The 18270-nt window shown below is 36.0% G+C and carries 17 protein-coding genes and 1 other annotated feature; of the genes, 1 reads left to right on the top strand and 16 read right to left on the bottom strand.

Annotated features, from left to right (window positions below):
- Positions 1-698 precede the first annotated feature (698 nt).
- The 16 genes from lgt to ABG79_RS09100 all read right to left on the bottom strand — a co-directional run bounded on the left by lgt (position 699) and on the right by ABG79_RS09100 (position 17416).
- On the bottom strand, positions 699-1433 hold the full coding sequence (gene lgt / locus ABG79_RS09025; protein WP_057979151.1) for a prolipoprotein diacylglyceryl transferase: 735 nt from the start codon (positions 1431-1433) through the stop codon (positions 699-701).
- A gap of 10 nt (positions 1434-1443) precedes the next feature.
- Positions 1444-1854 (bottom strand): hypothetical protein, encoded by a 411-nt coding sequence (locus ABG79_RS09030; RefSeq protein WP_057979152.1) that lies wholly within the window; start codon positions 1852-1854, stop codon positions 1444-1446.
- 88 nt (positions 1855-1942) lie between these two features.
- Complete coding sequence (locus ABG79_RS09035) at positions 1943-2941, bottom strand: DUF7922 domain-containing protein (RefSeq protein WP_057979153.1); 999 nt, start codon at positions 2939-2941, stop codon at positions 1943-1945.
- A gap of 62 nt (positions 2942-3003) precedes the next feature.
- A complete protein-coding gene (gene rsmA / locus ABG79_RS09040) occupies positions 3004-3888 on the bottom strand; it encodes a 16S rRNA (adenine(1518)-N(6)/adenine(1519)-N(6))-dimethyltransferase RsmA (protein ID WP_057979154.1) in 885 nt (294 codons plus the stop codon).
- Positions 3889-3892: 4 nt separating this feature from the next.
- Positions 3893-4426, bottom strand: a complete 534-nt coding sequence (gene rnmV, locus ABG79_RS09045; protein ID WP_057979204.1) for a ribonuclease M5 — start codon at positions 4424-4426, stop codon at positions 3893-3895.
- 137 nt (positions 4427-4563) lie between these two features.
- Positions 4564-5586, bottom strand: coding sequence for a ubiquitin-like domain-containing protein (locus ABG79_RS09050; protein WP_057979155.1), 1023 nt, complete (start codon positions 5584-5586; stop codon positions 4564-4566).
- A gap of 267 nt (positions 5587-5853) precedes the next feature.
- Positions 5854-6597 (bottom strand): TatD family hydrolase, encoded by a 744-nt coding sequence (locus tag ABG79_RS09055; RefSeq protein ID WP_057979156.1) that lies wholly within the window; start codon positions 6595-6597, stop codon positions 5854-5856.
- A gap of 293 nt (positions 6598-6890) precedes the next feature.
- On the bottom strand, positions 6891-8816 hold the full coding sequence (gene metG / locus ABG79_RS09060) for a methionine--tRNA ligase (RefSeq protein ID WP_057979157.1): 1926 nt from the start codon (positions 8814-8816) through the stop codon (positions 6891-6893).
- 202 nt (positions 8817-9018) lie between these two features.
- Positions 9019-9246: a binding site (T-box leader), on the bottom strand.
- A gap of 56 nt (positions 9247-9302) precedes the next feature.
- Positions 9303-9950, bottom strand: a complete 648-nt coding sequence (locus ABG79_RS09065; protein WP_057979158.1) for a membrane lipoprotein lipid attachment site-containing protein — start codon at positions 9948-9950, stop codon at positions 9303-9305.
- Positions 9951-10009: 59 nt separating this feature from the next.
- Entirely contained in the window at positions 10010-10219 is a 210-nt protein-coding gene (locus tag ABG79_RS09070; protein ID WP_057979159.1) for a heavy-metal-associated domain-containing protein, read from the bottom strand.
- Between the two features lie 75 nt (positions 10220-10294).
- Positions 10295-12733: a heavy metal translocating P-type ATPase gene (locus tag ABG79_RS09075; protein ID WP_057979160.1), complete on the bottom strand. Its 2439-nt coding sequence runs from the start codon at positions 12731-12733 to the stop codon at positions 10295-10297.
- 21 nt (positions 12734-12754) lie between these two features.
- On the bottom strand, positions 12755-13015 hold the full coding sequence (locus tag ABG79_RS09080) for a metal-sensing transcriptional repressor (RefSeq protein WP_057979161.1): 261 nt from the start codon (positions 13013-13015) through the stop codon (positions 12755-12757).
- Between the two features lie 199 nt (positions 13016-13214).
- Positions 13215-14708, bottom strand: coding sequence for an RDD family protein (locus tag ABG79_RS09085; protein ID WP_057979162.1), 1494 nt, complete (start codon positions 14706-14708; stop codon positions 13215-13217).
- A 132-nt stretch (positions 14709-14840) separates the two neighbouring features.
- The gene (locus ABG79_RS09090; RefSeq protein ID WP_242859328.1) at positions 14841-16163 is read right to left on the bottom strand and encodes an MATE family efflux transporter; all 1323 of its coding nucleotides are present in this window, start codon (positions 16161-16163) and stop codon (positions 14841-14843) included.
- Positions 16164-16265: 102 nt separating this feature from the next.
- Positions 16266-16760 (bottom strand): spore maturation protein, encoded by a 495-nt coding sequence (locus ABG79_RS09095; protein ID WP_057979164.1) that lies wholly within the window; start codon positions 16758-16760, stop codon positions 16266-16268.
- Positions 16761-16783: 23 nt separating this feature from the next.
- Positions 16784-17416: a nucleoside recognition domain-containing protein gene (locus ABG79_RS09100; RefSeq protein WP_083490402.1), complete on the bottom strand. Its 633-nt coding sequence runs from the start codon at positions 17414-17416 to the stop codon at positions 16784-16786.
- 363 nt (positions 17417-17779) lie between these two features.
- Here ABG79_RS09100 and ABG79_RS09105 point away from each other — a divergent pair, with 363 nt between their 5' ends.
- Positions 17780-18238 carry a hypothetical protein gene (locus ABG79_RS09105; RefSeq protein WP_057979165.1) on the top strand — a complete coding sequence of 153 codons (459 nt, stop codon included), beginning with the start codon at positions 17780-17782 and terminating at the stop codon, positions 18236-18238.
- Positions 18239-18270 lie beyond the last annotated feature (32 nt).

Consider the following 18270-nt stretch of genomic DNA (forward strand, 5'->3'; position numbering starts at 1 on the left):
ATATTACACTTTAGTATGTTCACTTGTTATTTTAAATTATATTTATCATGCTGCATATTTCTCTCTTTTTCTTCTTTTTTCGACTATCGACACACTAGGTAGTGTGTATTGGTGACATTCACTTGATTTCTTTACTTCTTGAGTTGTCTGTCAATTAGGACAAGTTAAAGTCATAGAATTAATGGTAAATATGAAATACTCAACCAAACAAATTTCGCATTTTCAAAGCATTGAAAATACATAATTTTTCAATTTACAAAATCTATATTTCTTAACTTGATAAATCTAATAATTAATGAATGAGAAACTCACAAAACTCTTTTTCTTTAACTGCTTTAATTGCTATGATATTAACTCAAACCTGATTGGGTTCATCGGAAATACATGTCAAACAAAGAAAAAGTATATGTAATTAGATAAGCTACTGTTTAATTGTGCAACTCCTAAGCAAAAACAATAAGGAAATATAGTGAAAAACTGAATGGTTGATTTAATTAACATAATCGATTTAAACCATTCATATTTCTAGTGTTTTTTATACCAGCAGGAGAAATAGGTTAACGACATCTGTCACCTACTTACAGAGGTAGGCGAGTTCTACTAGTATTAAATAAAAAATCCATGAAAGTTTATTATAAACTGCCATGGACTCGTCCAAATTGCTAAACAATTCAAGAACTCAAGAAATCAAGTGAATGTCACTTCTTGAGAAATTTTATTGCAATGATGAATATTATTATGCTTATGAACTGTGAAGTTGAGAGCATGCCCACATTTCCACGGAAGTCGCCGCGGAAAAATTCTATTATGAATCTTCCAACGCTGTATAAAATCATGTAAAGGCCTGCTACTTGTCCGTCTTTTCTCTCTTTCTTTGCAAACCATATGAGTATTAGAAAGAAGGCGAAGTTCCCTATGCTGGATATAATTTGCGTTGGGATTAGTTTTACCCCGTTTGGTGCAAAGGGTGAAATTTTAAATACTATACCGAATATTGAGTTGGTTTCTCGTCCATAGCAGCAGCCTGCTCCAAGGCATCCTATTCTTCCTATGCCCTGTGCAAATGCAATCGCGGGTGCTGTAAGGTCAAAGTATCTTATAAAGTTTAGCCCCTTTACTTTGCAGTATATGTAAGCTGCAAGGACTCCACCGATAAGTGCCCCGTAAACTACAAAGCCGCTTGTTAACATATATATTATTGCCTTTGGGTTTTTAAAAAGGGTTGGTGCTTCTGCTATTATATAAAGAAGCTTTGCCCCTACAATACCGCCTATTATTCCGTAAAAGGCTATGTCGTAAATGCTGTCCTTTGAAAATCCTCTTTTTTCTCCTCTTTTGACGGTTATTAAAATGGCTGATAGAATGGCAACCGCCATTAAAAATCCATATGTGTAAATTGTAACTGGTCCTATTTTAAATAATATTGGATGCATATTGCCCTCCTTAGTAGTATATTCTTTCTATTAACATTCCAATAGAAAGTATGATTATTGAGTATAATACGATAAAAAGTCCATTCCAGAACCCTTCGCCCTGAAATTCTTCTAATGATTCTGCCTCAGCAGCTTCGGCGTAAGGATTTGAAAATAAATTGTAAAATCCGTAAAGTGGACTTTTGCGCCTTAGCATTGCAATCTTAGGGTCCTCGTCCTTTTTAAAAAGCTGTGGGACTGAAAGTATTGAGGCAAAAATCCCGAATCCATATAAAGTGTAAAAAATATATTTAAGCATATCGCCTTTTTTGGCAAAGGCAATTAGCGCAGCTATTACTGATAATGCAAAGCATGTTATTAATGCGTAAATTATACTCTTTTTAAATCCGTTTATAATATACTTTTTCTTTTGCTCCTTCATACGACACCTCTTCCTATGTTTTCAAATTAATTTTATCACTATTTTGAAACTTTAACAACAATAATAAGAAAAGCACCCGCATTGGGTGCTACATCATTACCATTCCTGTCCATGGGTTATATATCATTATCCACATTCCTTTTTTATCGTCAATTTTCAGCCACTTTTTAAAACCGGTTGCTCCAAAATACGGCTGGTCTTTTTTGTTGTTTTCTCCTTCTATTCCATAGATTACATATTCTATCTCGCCCTCATCGTCGTATTTAAGTCCAAAATAGTAGTGTCCTGCCTTTTTAGCATACATGATATAGTTCATGTATGGATATGCAAGAAGAATATGATAGATAACACAGAAGTATGGCATATATTTAGGGTCCATCATCGGCCTTTCAAGTGGAATGCGCCACCATCTTGTGTTTTCCATTTCTGTCTTTAGCCTTAACTCTTCGTGTCGTTTTAAAAGCTTATGAAATACCTTTGCATAACCTGATTCTTTATATTCATATTTTTCCTTTTCACCATCTCTTGTTTCGGTAATCTCAACTTCCTCGTTGTTTATCTTCTTTATCTCATCCTTTATTCTCTCTTCATACTCCTTAAACTTTAATGCCTCTTCGCTAAGTTCCTCTTCCTCTAATTCATCAGGGGTTTCCTCTATCCTTGCCCTTAAATTCAGCCTTTCCTTCCAGCTGCTTCTATCTTTACCAACCTGCCCCGAAAGCGGTGCCACTACGCTTTCTCCTTCAACAAGTATTGCGGCTACATTGAACCTGTCGATGTGATTTCCTGTTTCTGCAATGTCATCCTCCCTATATTCCCACCAAATTTCCCCGCGTCCTGTTTCATCAACATTTATATTGCCGAGCCTCGCAAGAATAGGTGGATTCTTTGTTGAGTCAATTAGACAAGCTGTATATGGCCCCTTTTCCGTCAAAAGGTTTTGAACATAGAAAGTTACTTTGCTTCTTCCATTTTTATTCTCTATTTTAGCATACCCAGTAGGCGGTTTATCCTGCGCAATCCCAAACCCCTTATCATCCTCTTGAAATATAATAAAATATCTTGTATAAGCCCTCTTATTTGCCACCTTTTCCCCTCCCAAAAAATTCATCATTACATTATATGCATGATGAGGGGAAAAAGTGACATTCACTTGATTTCTTGACTTCTTGAATTGTTTGTCAATTTGGACAAGGAAAATGAAACCTCATTAGACAGTGCTGCATACTCTTCAATGGATAGCGTCTCTCCCCTTCTTTTGGCATCTATCCCTGCCCTTTCCATAGCGCCTTCGAGAATGTCCTGGCTTATTCCAAGCGTTTTTAGAGCATTATGCAGTGTTTTTCGTCTCATGTTAAATGCAGCTTTTATAATGTTGAAGAACAGTTTTTCATCTTCAACATCCACTCTTTTCTTGTCCAATACATCCAGTCTTATAACAGCCGACTCAACCTTAGGAGGTGGCACAAAACAGTTTTGGCTCACCTTTGCAACCTTTTTAATATCGCAGTGATACTGGCATAGCAGCGACAAAGTCCCGTATTCATCTGTATCAGGCTTTGCAACTATTCTGTCCGCCACTTCCTTTTGAATCATAATAATCATGGATTTAATTTTTGCACCTTCGTTAAGTATCTTCGCAATTATTGGAGTCGTAACATAGTAGGGTAGATTTGCAACAACCTTAACATTGTCAAGCTGCTCCTTTTCGATTATTTCATTAAAATCAACCTTCAAAGCGTCGGCGTTAATTACCTTTATATTTGGATAATTTGCAAGAGTTTCATCCAAAATTGGAATAAGCGTTTTATCTATCTCAATTGCAATAACCTTTTTGGCCCTTTTTGCCATCTCCTGCGTTAGTGTTCCAATCCCAGGGCCTATTTCTATAACGCTTGAATTTTCATTCAGCTCAGCTGCGTCAACAATCTTATTTAAAATATTTTCGTCAATCAAAAAGTTTTGTCCAAGATTCTTGTTGAACTTAAATTCAAAATGTTTAACTATGTCCATTGTTTTTGATTTGATTCCCATTATTTCACCTCAATTTTTTAAGGGCATTTTGAAACTCTTCCCTTGTTATTCCGTATCTGTTTAATCTGTTTAGAAATGTCTTTGCGTTGCAGTGGCCTATTCCAAGCTCTTTGCCTAATATATCCCTTAGCTGTGCAGAATTTTCAAACCCAGTTAACTTGTTTTTCAAAAGGTCATCGTATGTAAACTCATTTCTTGATACATCCACCTCAGTCTTTACCTTAGAAAGAGCCTCTATAATGGATTCAACTGATGCATTCTCGATGCCTATATCCCCATCCTTCATGGCAAATTCCCTGGGCAGAAAAGCGTGCTTTGCCTTAGGAAATATTTTGGACAACTTTTCCCTTATCTTTTCTCCCGAAAAGTCAGGGTCCGTAAATATTATTATTCCCCTTTTTTCATATGCACCTTTAATCTCATCCAATATTTTTTTATTTATCCCAAAGCCGCTCGTTACAATGCAGTCTGCGTCTACTGCTCTTTTGACCGCCAAAAGGTCTCCCTTGCCTTCGACTATTATTACTTCTTTTATCATTTTTGCCTCCTGTAAAATCATTGTATATGCATCCAAACAAAGCCTAAATCAAGTTTTCCTAAAAATAATATAATAATAAAATGTTGAAAAGTCAAAATGCTGTGATTTACAAAAAAAACAAGGCAGATTGCTCTGCCTTATCTTAGGATGTAAACATCCACATATTTAGTATACCAATTTCTAAATTCCTTTGTCCCGGGCTCAAAGTAAAGGTCTATTTTGTTTCCATTTACTCCTCCGCCAACGTCTTCAGCAATAGCAAATCCATATCCTTCGATATAGAGTCTCGTTCCAAGAGGTATAACATCTGGGTCAACTGCAACTGTTGAGTAGCCGTTTGGGTTTCTTCTTGCCCTTGTTCCTGTGGCAGTAATTCCAAAACCAGGGTCTCCCGGACGTTTTCCGGTGCTCTCAAAACTTGCAGTATAGCTTGTCGCCTTCATAGTAAGCTTTCTTACATAGGCAACTGCTTCGCTACCTCTTGATGGGGTAAAAAATCCAAGTGTCCCAACGGAAATTATTTTATCTATTGGCTTTCTTTTGACTGTTTCTCCAATTTTCTTGGATGATATCATTTTACCATCCTCGTAGACTACCTTTGTGGCTACTTCGATTATTCCATCGGAGCCGTTTTGGATTATCTTGCTTGTTCCCTTTAACATATCAAAGTTAGGCTTTTTTACAACCTTGTAAGGGATAATTTTAGATGAAAGTATAGTCGTTTCGACTACTCTCGTCACCTTAACCTCCAAATTAGGAGAAACTAATGAGTTTAGTTTAGGATAAACCTTATCCTTTTCATTTAGAATTATCCCTTCGCTCTTTAGAAGGTTTTCAACCGTTTCTTCGGCTGATTTTACCTTTAGTTCCCTGCCGTCAACTTTGATTGTAACAGGAACTGCTCTTTTTATTGAGATTGTCATGTCCTTTTTAACTTTGCTGTCTATATTAGGATAAACTATGTCCTTTTCTCCTATGTTGATTCCATTGTCTTTAAGTAGTGCCCCAACCGTTCTTGAATGGGTTTTGAATGTTTTAATCTTGCCGTCAACAAGAACAGTCACTTTCTTCTCAGCCAAAGTGCTTATTGTAAATAGTGTGATAAAAATAAGCACGGCGAGTGCTATTGCCCGGGCTTTGTTGAGTCTAATCCCTTGCATTTGCATGCCTCCTTTCATGGGGTATCGGGACTTTTGAAATTATAAACCATTCGACATAATTTGTCAAATTTTGAATTTTTTATGAATAAAATATTGATAAGTCCGCTTTTCTCCCTATCCCTGAAAAGAGGTTATAATGTTTTAATTTTAATTTATTATAATATTTTTTGCAAGGCAAAATTTGGATATGTATATTATATCACTATTTTCCATTTATATCCATATATTTTTTGCCTCTTTTTATATTTTATACAATTTTAAATTGTTTTATACACGAAATAATTCTGCTGCATTTTTATAAGTTTTATTCTTCGCCTCTTCAAAGCTTATATTTTTTATTTCTGCAATCTTTTGAATTATAAAATGCAATAGGGATGAGTCGTTTCTCTCCCCTCTGTGCGGATGAGGTGCCATGTATGGACAATCTGTTTCTACTAATATATATTCAAGAGGAATGTTTTGAACCACCTCAACTGCCTTTTTAGCGTTTTTGAATGTAACAACTCCTGTAAAACCCAAAGAGTATCCAAGCTTTACAAATTCCTTTGCAAACTCAAGGCTTCCTGAATAGCAGTGCAATACTCCCCTTAGTCCCTTAAACTCCTTTAGAACCCTTAAAGTGTCATCGTGGGCTTCCCTGTTGTGAATCACAACAGGCATATCAAGCTGCCTTGCAAGGTCAAGCTGCTCCCTAAATGCCTTCATCTGCATAGTTCTATCATAGTCCCAGTAATAATCAAGCCCAATCTCTCCTATTGCCACTATCTTTTCATTTTTGGACAAATCCCCTATTAAATTAATATTCACATCGCGGCTAAACTCTGGATGAACACCCACCGCCCCATAAAAAACATCATGTTTTCTTGTAAGTTCTATTGTTGAATAACAGGATTCTATGCTTGAAGCACAGTTCAATACCCTTGTAACCCCTGCTTCCTGTATTTTTCTAATAACCTCGTCCCTATCCTCATCAAACGCTCTATCGTCATAATGTGCATGCGAATCAAACATAACTACACCTCCATTGGTGACATTCACTTGATTTCTTGACTTCTTGAATTGTTTGACAATTTATATTCCACTTATTAATTTAACATCCATATCAATATTTATAATTATACTGATGGAAAACACTAATGGAATTACTATAGCAATAATCAATGTCATCAACTTCTCCTTAGTATTAAACAAACTCTAATGTGGCACCTTACTATAAGGGATATAGTGTATATAATCCCACGAAATGATTTTTTTAACCTTATAATCATTTCATGGGATTTATATATTAAAACAAATCTTTTAAATTACTTCACCTGGCTTCCTGCGTCGATATCCTCATCAACAGTTCCAAGAACGAGCTTGCTGTAATCCTCAGTAGATGCTGCAAGAATCATTCCGTATGAATCTACTCCTCTTAATTTAACAGGCTTTAGATTTGCTACAAGAATTACATTCTTTCCAACAAGCTTTTCTGGTTCATAATATTTTGCAATTCCAGAAACGACCTGTCTTTCTTCTCCTCCAAGGTCAACTTTAAGTTTAAGCAGCTTATCCGCTCCTTTAATTCTTTCGGCCTCTAAAACCTTTGCAACCCTTAAATCTATCTTATCAAATTCGTCGATTGTAATCTCTGGCTTAATCGGCACCATCTTCTTTGCCTCCTTCTGCTGATTCAACTTCTCAAGCTCCTCAAGTTTCTTCTCAACGTCTATTCTCGGGAACATAATATCGCCCCTCTTAACTAAAAGAGCATCAACAGCTCCAAATTCGAGCGCCTTCTCCCAAGTTAAAATAGTTCCTTCAAATCCAAACTGCTCGTTTATCTTAACCGATGTTGATGGCATGAATGAAGAAATAAGTATTGATACAATTCTTATAGCTTCGGTTAGGTTGTATAGAACTCCCATAAGCCTATCCTTGTTTTCCTCATCCTTTGCAAGAACCCACGGCATTGTCTCGTCGATGTATTTGTTTGCACGTCTGACTAGGGTCCAAATTTCTTCAAGTGCATCTGAAACTTTTAAATCATCCATAAGTTTTTCAACTTTAACTGGAACTTCAAGTGCAACCCTTCTTAAATCTTCGTCAAACTCCCCTTCAAATTTTCCCTTTCTAAGCTCACCCTTAAAGTATTTTTCTATCATGGTTAAAGTTCTTGAAACAAGGTTTCCTAAATCATTTGCAAGGTCGGAGTTAATCCTTTTTATGAACATTTCGCTTGTGAAGTTTCCATCTGAACCGAATGGAATTTCTCTTAAAAGGTAGTATCTTACTGCATCAACACCGAAATGTTCGGATAATATAACCGGGTCAACAACATTTCCCTTTGATTTAGACATCTTACCGCCGTCAACCAAAAGCCAGCCATGACCAAATACCGTTTTAGGCAGTGGAATATCGAGCGCCATTAGCATTATTGGCCAAATTATTGTATGGAACCTTACTATATCCTTTCCAACAAGATGAACATCTGCTGGCCAGTATTTTTCGTATAATGATTTTTCATCGCTTCCATATCCAAGCGCTGTTATGTAGTTTGATAGAGCGTCTATCCAAACATACACAACATGCTTTTCGTCAAATGAAACTGGAATTCCCCATGTAAAGGATGTCCTTGAAACGCAAAGGTCCTCAAGCCCTGGTTTTATGAAGTTGTTTATCATTTCGTTCTTTCTTTTTTCAGGCAAGATAAAATCTGGATGTTCTTCGATGTATTTAAGTAGTTTATCCTGATATTTAGAGAGCCTGAAAAAGTATGCCTCTTCCTTTGTCCACTCAACTTCTCTTCCACAGTCCGGACACTTTCCATCCACAAGCTGTGTTTCGGTAAAGAAGGATTCACATGGCGTGCAATACCATCCTTCATAGTAGCCTTTGTATATATCTCCCTTATCGTATAGCTTTTTGAAAATATCCTGCACAGCCTTTATGTGATAATCGTCGGTTGTTCTTATGAACTTGTCGTAGGATATGTTCATAAGCTTCCACAAATCCTTTATAGATGCCACTATCTTGTCAACATATTCCTTAGGTGTAACTCCCTTTTTCTCTGCAATCCTTTGAATCTTTTGGCCGTGCTCATCTGTTCCAGTTAGGAAGAAAACATCGTAGCCATTTAATCTTTTGAATCTTGCAAGCGCGTCAGCAACAACAGTAGTATATGTGTTGCCTATGTGCAGCTTATCGCTTGGATAATAGATTGGTGTTGTTATATAATATTTACCCTTCATAGCGCTCCTCCTTTTTTATTACTGATAATAGTCGCGAGAAAAAATTATATGATAATGTTGATTTATTGATGTATTGTTTAATGGTTGACAATAAACATAGTTTTTAACACAAAGTTTAAATTGTTTCCTTGTCCAAATTGACAAACAAATCAAGAAGTCAAGAAATCAAGTGAATGTCACTCAAAAAGAAAACCCCGCCCGGTTTAGGGGCGAGGTGCCGCGTTACCACCCTAATTCGCTCGAGCCTCACGACTCAAGCCTTAGCAGGTTTAATCGATAACCTGAAGATAACGGATAAACCGTGAATGCCTACTAAGCTTCAGCAAACAAGCTCCGGAGCCATGTTCACACACTTTGCACTACCGGCTTTCACCTTCCCCGGCTCTCTTTTGAATGCTCTATGTGCTACTCTTTCCTTCACAGCTTTATTTATATTATGCTATTTATTCACAAGTTTATACAAAATATAGTATGTTGTCAACTGTTTTACTTAAGATCAAATGGCTTAAGCAGCAATTCAACCTCTTTATCCATTTCTTTCATTTTAGTAAAGGTCCATCCTTCTACCTTATTTACATCAACACCCATTTCCTTTAATTCGCCTGGATTTAATATTAAAACTAAATCCTTATCGTTTGTATCAACATCTTTTGCCCACTCTACTTTATATCCTTCTTTTAGTGTTAGACCAAAATGCTGCAATTCTTCATGATAGCCTATTAAATCCCTGTGCTTGTCTATTATGCTTGAAAATGTTACAGCGCCATCCTTTTGGTCGGATTTAATATCATTTTCGCTTATATCAAAATTGAATATTAACTTTTTTCCATCATATTTAATATATTCTGGCAGTTTGTTTGTATCAAGTCCTGCATTTATAAATGGAGTGGCATCAACTTCAAAAACAATATCGCTTTTATTTCCCTTAAAATTTGTTCCCCACTCAAATGTTTCATTTGAAGGCAAGCTGAATACAAATCTTTGTTTGTTTGAAACAAAACCTATACTATCAACGTTTTTTTCATACAACTTCTTGAATGAGCTCTTGCTGTTTTTTCCAACAACATCGGTTGCACTACATGCTGATAATAGCAATGAAATAGCAAGCGTTAAAACTAAAAATATCTTTTTCATGATTATACCCCCTTATGGTAAATTACTTTATATGATTAGAGCAGCCCTTAGGCTGCCCATTACATATTTTCTATTGATACTACATCATATCCTGCATCTTCAACTGCTTCTTTCATTTTTGCATCGTCAAGGTTTTCTCCTTCAACAAGAGCATATTTTCCATTTAGATTAACCTCTAAAACATCAACCCCTGCTTCTAAAAGAGCATTCTTAACATGCATTACACAGTGGTTGCAGGTCATGCCTTCTATGTTCAGCTTCTTCTTCATAACATCACCTCCTTTTCATTGGTGCCATTCACTTGATTTCTTGACTTCTTGATTTGTTTGTCAATTTGGACATGGTCACCTAAATCTTCTAAGCCTTAAAGCATTGGCTACTACTGAAACAGAGCTTAAACTCATAGCTGCTGCAGCAATCATTGGATTGAGCCTTGGCCCTCCAAATAATGTTAAAACTCCTGCTGCAACTGGAATTCCTATTACGTTGTAGAAAAACGCCCAGAACAGGTTCTGCTTTATATTTCTTATGGTAGCCTTGCTGAGCCTTATTGCCTTTACAACGTCTAATAAATCGTTCCTCATCAGAACTATATCAGCAGATTCGATTGCAACGTCTGTTCCTGAGCCTATTGCAATTCCGACATCCGCCTGAACAAGCGCAGGTGCATCGTTTATTCCATCACCAACCATTGCAACAACTCTGCCGCCTTCCTGAACCTTTTTAACCTCGTTTGCCTTATCCTGCGGTAGAACCTCTGCAAGAACCTTGTCTATTCCAACTTCCCTTGCAATAGCAGCGGCAGTTTTTCTATTATCACCTGTTAGCATAATAACTTCTATTCCAAGCTCGTGAAGTTTTCTTACAGCCTCTTTACTGCTCTCCTTTGGTGCATCTGCAACAGCAATAACTCCAACAAGCTTTTTATCCATTGCGATAAACATCGGCGTTTTGCCGTTTTCTGCATATTCCTCAAACTTAGCCTGACCAACAGATACATCCACGCCATTTGATTCCATAAGTTTTTTATTACCTATCAATATTTCTCTTTGTTCAATTGAAGCTTTAATTCCATGTCCTGGAACGGCAGTAAATGATTCAACATTTGATAAGTTTAGCCCCTTTTCTTCTGCTCCCTTAACAATAGCCTGTGCTATCGGGTGCTCAGATGCCTTTTCACAGGATGCAGCAATAGATAGAACTTCATTCTCATGCAAATCAATAGCATAAAGGTCAGTAACCTTTGGTTTTCCTTCAGTTATTGTTCCTGTTTTATCAAAAATTATAGTCTGAATTTTGTGGGCTGTTTCAAGCGCCTCTCCTGTTTTTATAAGAATTCCGTTTTCTGCACCTTTTCCTGAACCAACCATTATTGCAGTTGGAGTGGCAAGTCCTAGAGCACATGGACAAGCGATAACAAGTATTGCTATAAATATTGTCATCGAGAAGATAAAGCCCTTTCCAGCTATCATCCAAGCTATAAATGTTAATATAGCAATAGCAATCACTATTGGAACAAAGTAGCCAGAGATAATATCCGCCATCCTTGCGATAGGCGCCTTTGAACCCTGTGCCCTTTCAACAAGCTTTATAATCTGTGCAAGGGCTGTATCTTTTCCTACCTTTGTCGCCTTGAACTTAATATACCCATTCTTATTTATCGTTGCTGCAAAAACCTTATCGCCAGATTTTTTATCAACAGGTATGCTCTCGCCTGTTAGCATCGATTCGTCAATGCTTGTTTCACCTTCAATTATTTCTCCGTCAACAGGTATTTTTTCACCCGGCTTTACGATAATTATATCGCCTGCTTCAACCTCTTCAATTGGAATTGTCATCTCTTTATCATCCTGAATAATTGTTGCCGTTTTGGGCTGAAGTCCTACAAGCTTTTTAATTGCCTCACTTGTTCTTCCCTTCGTCTTTGCCTCAAGGTATTTTCCAAGAAGAATTAAAGTGATAATGGTCGCCGCAGATTCAAAATAAAGGTCCTTTGCGTATTCTGTATTCAGGTTGGATATTTGATATGTTGCAAATAATCCATATATAACTGCAGCAGAGGTCCCTATTGCAATTAAGCTATCCATGTTGGGTGCACCCTTTATAAGGCTTTTGAATCCTACGATATAAAACCTTCTTCCGGCGTATAACGAGGGTATAACTAAAGCTAGCTGAATTAATGCAAAGTTCAAAGGATACTCGTGTGCTTCAATTATTTTAGGAAGCTTGAGCCCCATCATATGTCCCATTGCGATTATAAGCAAAGGAACAGTAGCAATCGCTGAAATTATAAAATTGTTAAAAAGAGTTTTTGCCTCCCTTTCCTTTCTCTCCTGGTCTTTGTCGATAGACTTGTCCTCTTCTGAAAGCGGTTCATATCCAGCCTTTTTTATTGCTTCTTTTATCTGAGTGAGCCTTACCTTTGTTGGGTCATATTCGACAAACAAATTTTCGGCAGCAAAATTAACCTCCGCTTTGACAACGCCTTTGAGCCTTCTTACCGAAAACTCAACTGCCTTAACACAGGATGCACATGTCATCCCGCCAATTCCAATTGTAACTTCCTTTGTTGATTTTTCCTCTTCCGCAGAGTATCCTGCCTTTTCAATCGCCTTTATTATTTCATCAACCGATGTTTTTGCCTCATCATACTTTACATAGAGCTTTTCAGCAGCAAAATTTATATTTGCCTCTTCAACTCCACTAACCTTTTTCGATGCCCTTTCAACTGCCCTTGCGCAAGCTGCACAGGTCATCCCTCCAATTTTAAGCATCTTCTCCATAGTGACGCCTCCTGACATTTACTATTTTAATAATTTTTCCATAATATCGATTATCTCATCTACCTTTTCTTCTGCCTGGTCATGCATGAAAGCTAATTTAACGCAGTTGTTCAAGTGGTCCTTTAAAATAAGCATATTAGCCTTTTTAAGAAGCGATTGTGCTGCGATAATTTGTGTGGATATATCCACGCAGTATCTTCCCTCATCTATCATCTTAAGTATTCCTTCAATCTGTCCTTTTGCAGTTCTTAAATATTTCGCTGCTTCATCTCTTTTGTGCAATCTTATCCCTCCCTTAGCCCCTCCCCTATGGGGGGTGGTTAATATAATTATAAAACTTATTTTATTCACTCGTCAATATCCAATTTTATTTTTCACTAAACTTTTTTGATTTTAAAGCTTCATTTGCAAATTATTTATTACAACAGCTTGACCGAATTGACAAACAAATCAAGAAGTCAAGAAATCAAGTGAATGTCACCTATTTATACACTTCTACGATGTAGCCTTGGCCGTAAACGTCGTCGCTTCCAACAGCTTTTAATATAATTTCATCCCTGCCGTCTCCGTCTATGTCGATTACATCCTCTACGTTTCGGACATAATATGCATAAAGACGGGCTCTTCTGTTTCCAAAATTTTGTTTTAGTTTAAGATTTTTATCATAAACTTCCATCTTTTGTATCTTCCCTATTTTAAGGGACATATTGTTTCTGTATATGCTCGAAACTATAAACCCATCACCAAACTTAAATATGTTGTTTATTCCATTTTTTTTAAAGTCCTTTTTATATTGAAATGCAAACCTGCCTTCCAGGAATTTATAATAATAAAACATGTTTCTTTCATCCGCCTTTGTTACAACATATATTCCATTATCAACATAAAAGCATTGTGGTATTATGTCCTCCCCCATTTTGCCGCTGTAGATGAGTTTCAACCCGTTTTGATATTTATACACCTGAACATTGCCGTTTCTATCAAGCAATACTGCCTCATCAAAATCATCTTCATCCAGCTTACCGCATTTTAACATGAATATATCGAAATTATTAAGCTTATCCTTTGAGACTATTTTCCCATTTTCATCGATAAGCACAATATCACCATTGGGTGAAACCCCAACTATTTCTAATTTTCCTCTAAAATTAACGCTTGATATATATTGAAGGGGCAAATCAATCCTGAAAAGAAATTCACCCACTATTTTTTTATCAACAATGTTTAGCTTGAAGAATTCGCTGTATCTTAGCTTGTTTGAGAGGCGAACAAGCTGTCTTTTGCCGTTCATGTCAACAACCGCAGTGTATTTTCTTCCAAGGGTTTTTAAGTATAACTCATCCTGGGTAAGGCTGAGCAGATTATCCCCATCAAAACTTTGGAAATATTCGTCTGATACTGCAACCTTTTTGAGCCCGATAAGCCCAATCTCATTGAATACAAAATTTGATGAAAATTTTATTAGTGAGATAATAAACAAAATATTTATTGCATAAAATAGGCGTTTATCTTTTTTTACTTCAATTTCCTCGTTATATGTAACATATGTATTTGAAGCAATGTCATGCAGACATCTTCTGTCTTTATCAAAAAAGGCATATAAATATCCGATATAATAAAAAGCTGATGCAATTCTGTATATTTCTCTTTTTAGGCAATTTAAAAAGGAATTGTTTTTAAGTTTTAAGTTCAATAGTCTCATGCCAAAGGTGCTTCCTAAAAATGTGCAGCTTAAAACTTTATATAAAAAAAACATAGCGTTTGCAATAACAAAACCCAAGACGCCAAGCTTTAAAAGAAAATAATAAACTATTGCATAAATAATGTAATCAATAAAAAAAGAAGCAGCACGGGATAGAATAATCATAATCATCACCAAGATTATTTTTCCCGAATTGCTTCTTAAATATTTAAAATTTGATTCCAATTTTCTTTCGTCAAGCGTTTTCTGAAAATAAATAATTAATTTAGCCAAGCTCCATCTCGACAAACAATTTAAAAATTAATTGCAGCATTTATTTAATAAAATTTTGACATTGCCACTGCCCAAAAGCTAATCTTGTCCAAATTGACAAACAAATCAAGAAGTCAAGAAATCAAGTGAATGTCACTTAACAATAGCCTTGGTTTTCCAGCGACCACTGAAGTAGTAGGAAAAGCTTAATGTCATGCCCACCAAAAAGCCTATGCCAATTGAATACCAGACACCAACAAGGCCCATAGATTTTGATAATATGTTGGCAAGAGGTATTCTAACAAACCAGAGGGCAACGAGTGTTATGAGCATCGCAACAAATGTGTCGCCAGAGCCTCTTACAACTCCGTTTGCAACAAACATGAATGTAAATGCAAAGTAGAACATTCCAAGTATTTTCAGGTATTGGACTCCTAAAGCTATAACTTCTTTATCCTTAATAAACATCATTATCAAATACTTTGGTATGCCAAGGGTTATAAACAATGTAAATATCGATATAACAAGTCCTATAAGAAGAGCTGCCTTAAAGCCGCGCTTTACTCGGTCCAATTTTTTTGCACCAAGATTTTGCCCTGTAAAGGATGAAACCGACATCGCAATGCTCATTGATGGCATAAACACAAAGGATTCAACCCTTGATGCAGCCCCAAACGCTGCCATTGCGTTTGCTCCAAATCTATTTATAATGGCGTTTAGAAACACTCCAGCAACCGAAACAAGAGTCTGCTGAATTGCCATGGGAAAGCCTATTTTAAATATAAGCTTCATAATTTGAGAATCAAACCTTAATTCATTTAATTTTGCCCTGAAAATTTCATGTTTTCTATAAAGATAGATGTATCCAAGAACAAATGATATAGCCTGCGAAATAACTGTAGCATAAGCTGCCCCTGCAACTCCAAGCTTTAGTATGTATATAAAAATAGGGTCGAGTATTATATTAACAACAGTTGCTATAATTAGAAAATATAATGGAGTCTTTGAATCCCCCATCCCTCTTAAAATAGCACTCAGTCCGTTATAACCATATAAAAATATCATTCCGCCAAACATTATATTAAGATAAACAATTGAATCCTTCAAAATTTCAGCAGGAGTATCAATTAAAACAAGTATAGGTTTTGAAAAAATAAGCCCTATTATAGTAGTTAATATCGACGCAACTATTAGCATCAACAATGTATTGTCGATTGTTTTTTTAACATTGTCCATATCCTTTGCACCATAGTATTGGGATATTATAATGGTGGTTCCCATGGTAAGCCCCATAACCAGTGATATAAGCATAAAAATTATTGGGAAGCTTACAGCAACCGCTGCAAGACCTTTGCTTCCAACAATTTGTCCAACCCATATGCTATCAACAGTATTATATAAAGCTTGAAATAAATTCCCCAAAAGCATTGGAAGCGCAAACAGTAAAATATGTTTTGCTTCGCTCCCCTGTGTCATATCCTTCACAAAACCGCCTCCTTAGTTATTGCATTTTTTATCTAATAATGCCCATTTACTATTCTAAACCATTTTTTACAAAATTGAAATACTTATTATTGATTAAAACACCAGCCTCACTGCTATTATCGTTGCAACTACATGAGTTAAAAGGCTTACCAAAACTGCATGCCTTGTGTTTTTTATACCCACCACTCCAAAATAAACCGTCAAAGTATAAAAAATAGTCTCCGTCGAGCCCATCATAACTGCAGCAATCTTTGCCTCAATTGAATCCACACCAAAATTTCTGCAAATATCCGTCAAAAGCCCAAGCGATCCGCTCCCCGAAAGGGGCTTTATAATAAACATAGGAAGCACGCCCTTTGGAATACCCAAAATATTAGTAATCGGCATTAAAAAATTTATCAAATAATCAAGAGCCCCTGACCTTCTAAACACATCTATCGCAAACAGCATGGTCAAAAGATACGGTGCTATCTTATAAACAGTCAAAAACCCATCCCTTGCCCCTGCTACAAATTCATCAAACACGTTTACCCTTTTAATATACCCAAAAGTCACAACCAAAATCAAAAATATAGGCACAAAAAGCATACATATCCCCCCATTGGTGACATTCACTTGATTTCTTGACTTCTTGAATTGTTTGTCAATTTTACATTGCTAATCTTATTAAATCGCCCATCAATAATTTTATCTAAAACAAGACCTATTATTAACGCAATTATGGAGGTGATTATCGTTGGAGCAACTATATCTGATGGATTTTTTGACCCCATCGCTGCCCTAATAGATATGACCGTTGAGGGAATAAACTGAATGGAAGCTGAGTTTATTATCAAAAAAGTAATCATATAGCTCGACGCCGTATCTTTATTTGGATTTATTTTTTGCAGCTCCTCCATAGCCTTAAGTCCAAATGGTGTTGCTGCATTTGAAAGCCCAAACATATTGCTGGTTATGTTCATCATAATATTAAAAAATGCAGTTCTCGACCTTTGATAAAGCCCTGGAAAAATGAATCGCAGCGGTAAACTCAATATCCTTCCAATTACATCAATTATTCCGCTTTTTTCGCAGATTCTCATGACACCTGACCAAAACGCCATTATTCCTAAAAGAGCAATCAACAACTCTGTCGAGCGCTGTGCCGATTCTGTAATCGCGCTCATCAGCTCCTGCCCGTTTCCCTTTATCACAAATGAAATTATCCCTAAAAATATCATGAAAAACCATATCCTATTAACCATTCCCCCACCCCCATTGGTGACATTCACTTGATTTCTTGACTTCTTGAATTGTTTGTCAATTTAAAAATCAATACATATTATGCCGCAGACATTATTAATATGTTGTAATCAAACAATTCATGCTTTATTCTTCATTTCATTTAATATTACCTTCAAAACAAATGAACTTTATCTTTCTATTACTAAACATAATTTAACTAAAAGTGAATTATAATATCTATTTACTAATTACTTTTCGATATTATACAAAATATACTTATATTTTTAACAAAAACTTTACACATTTTAATAATTATGTGTTATAATGAAGTTACAGAATATTTTTTCATCTTGGTTCCTATTTTATATAAAGGAGAGATGAGGATGATTTATAAACCAAACGAAGTCAAGAGCCTCAAAAAAGGACAAAGCATTAACGTTGAAATCAACGAAGCATTAATGGTTCTAAGGCGAAACTTCTGCGGGGTTTATGAGCTCTATTCACAAAAAAATCAAAGACATGTTGAATATTTCGATAATCTAAACTTTTTCAAGATAAGATATGCAGATCTTAACAAAAAATTCCCACTTGTTAATCTTTCTATGCAGCGACTTGAAATATTCTCAATATCTAAAAAAATCCCAAAGGAAAGCCTTTTAAAGTGGTTCAATGAATACGGAAAAATTATCCACGAGAATACAAAATATCTTGATGGAATTAAGATTGAGTATTATATCTGGATTTCAGAAACCGACGGCTCTGCCTCAAGGTTTAATATAGCTGAATTCGATGATGAATATACTTTAAATATACCTGCTAAAATAGCAAGAAAAGCATCATAAAAGAAGGCTATCACATTTGCAAAAAGCAAGTG

Source organism: Caloramator mitchellensis, assembly GCF_001440545.1.
In the GTDB taxonomy this organism is placed as follows: domain Bacteria; phylum Bacillota; class Clostridia; order Clostridiales; family Caloramatoraceae; genus Caloramator; species Caloramator mitchellensis.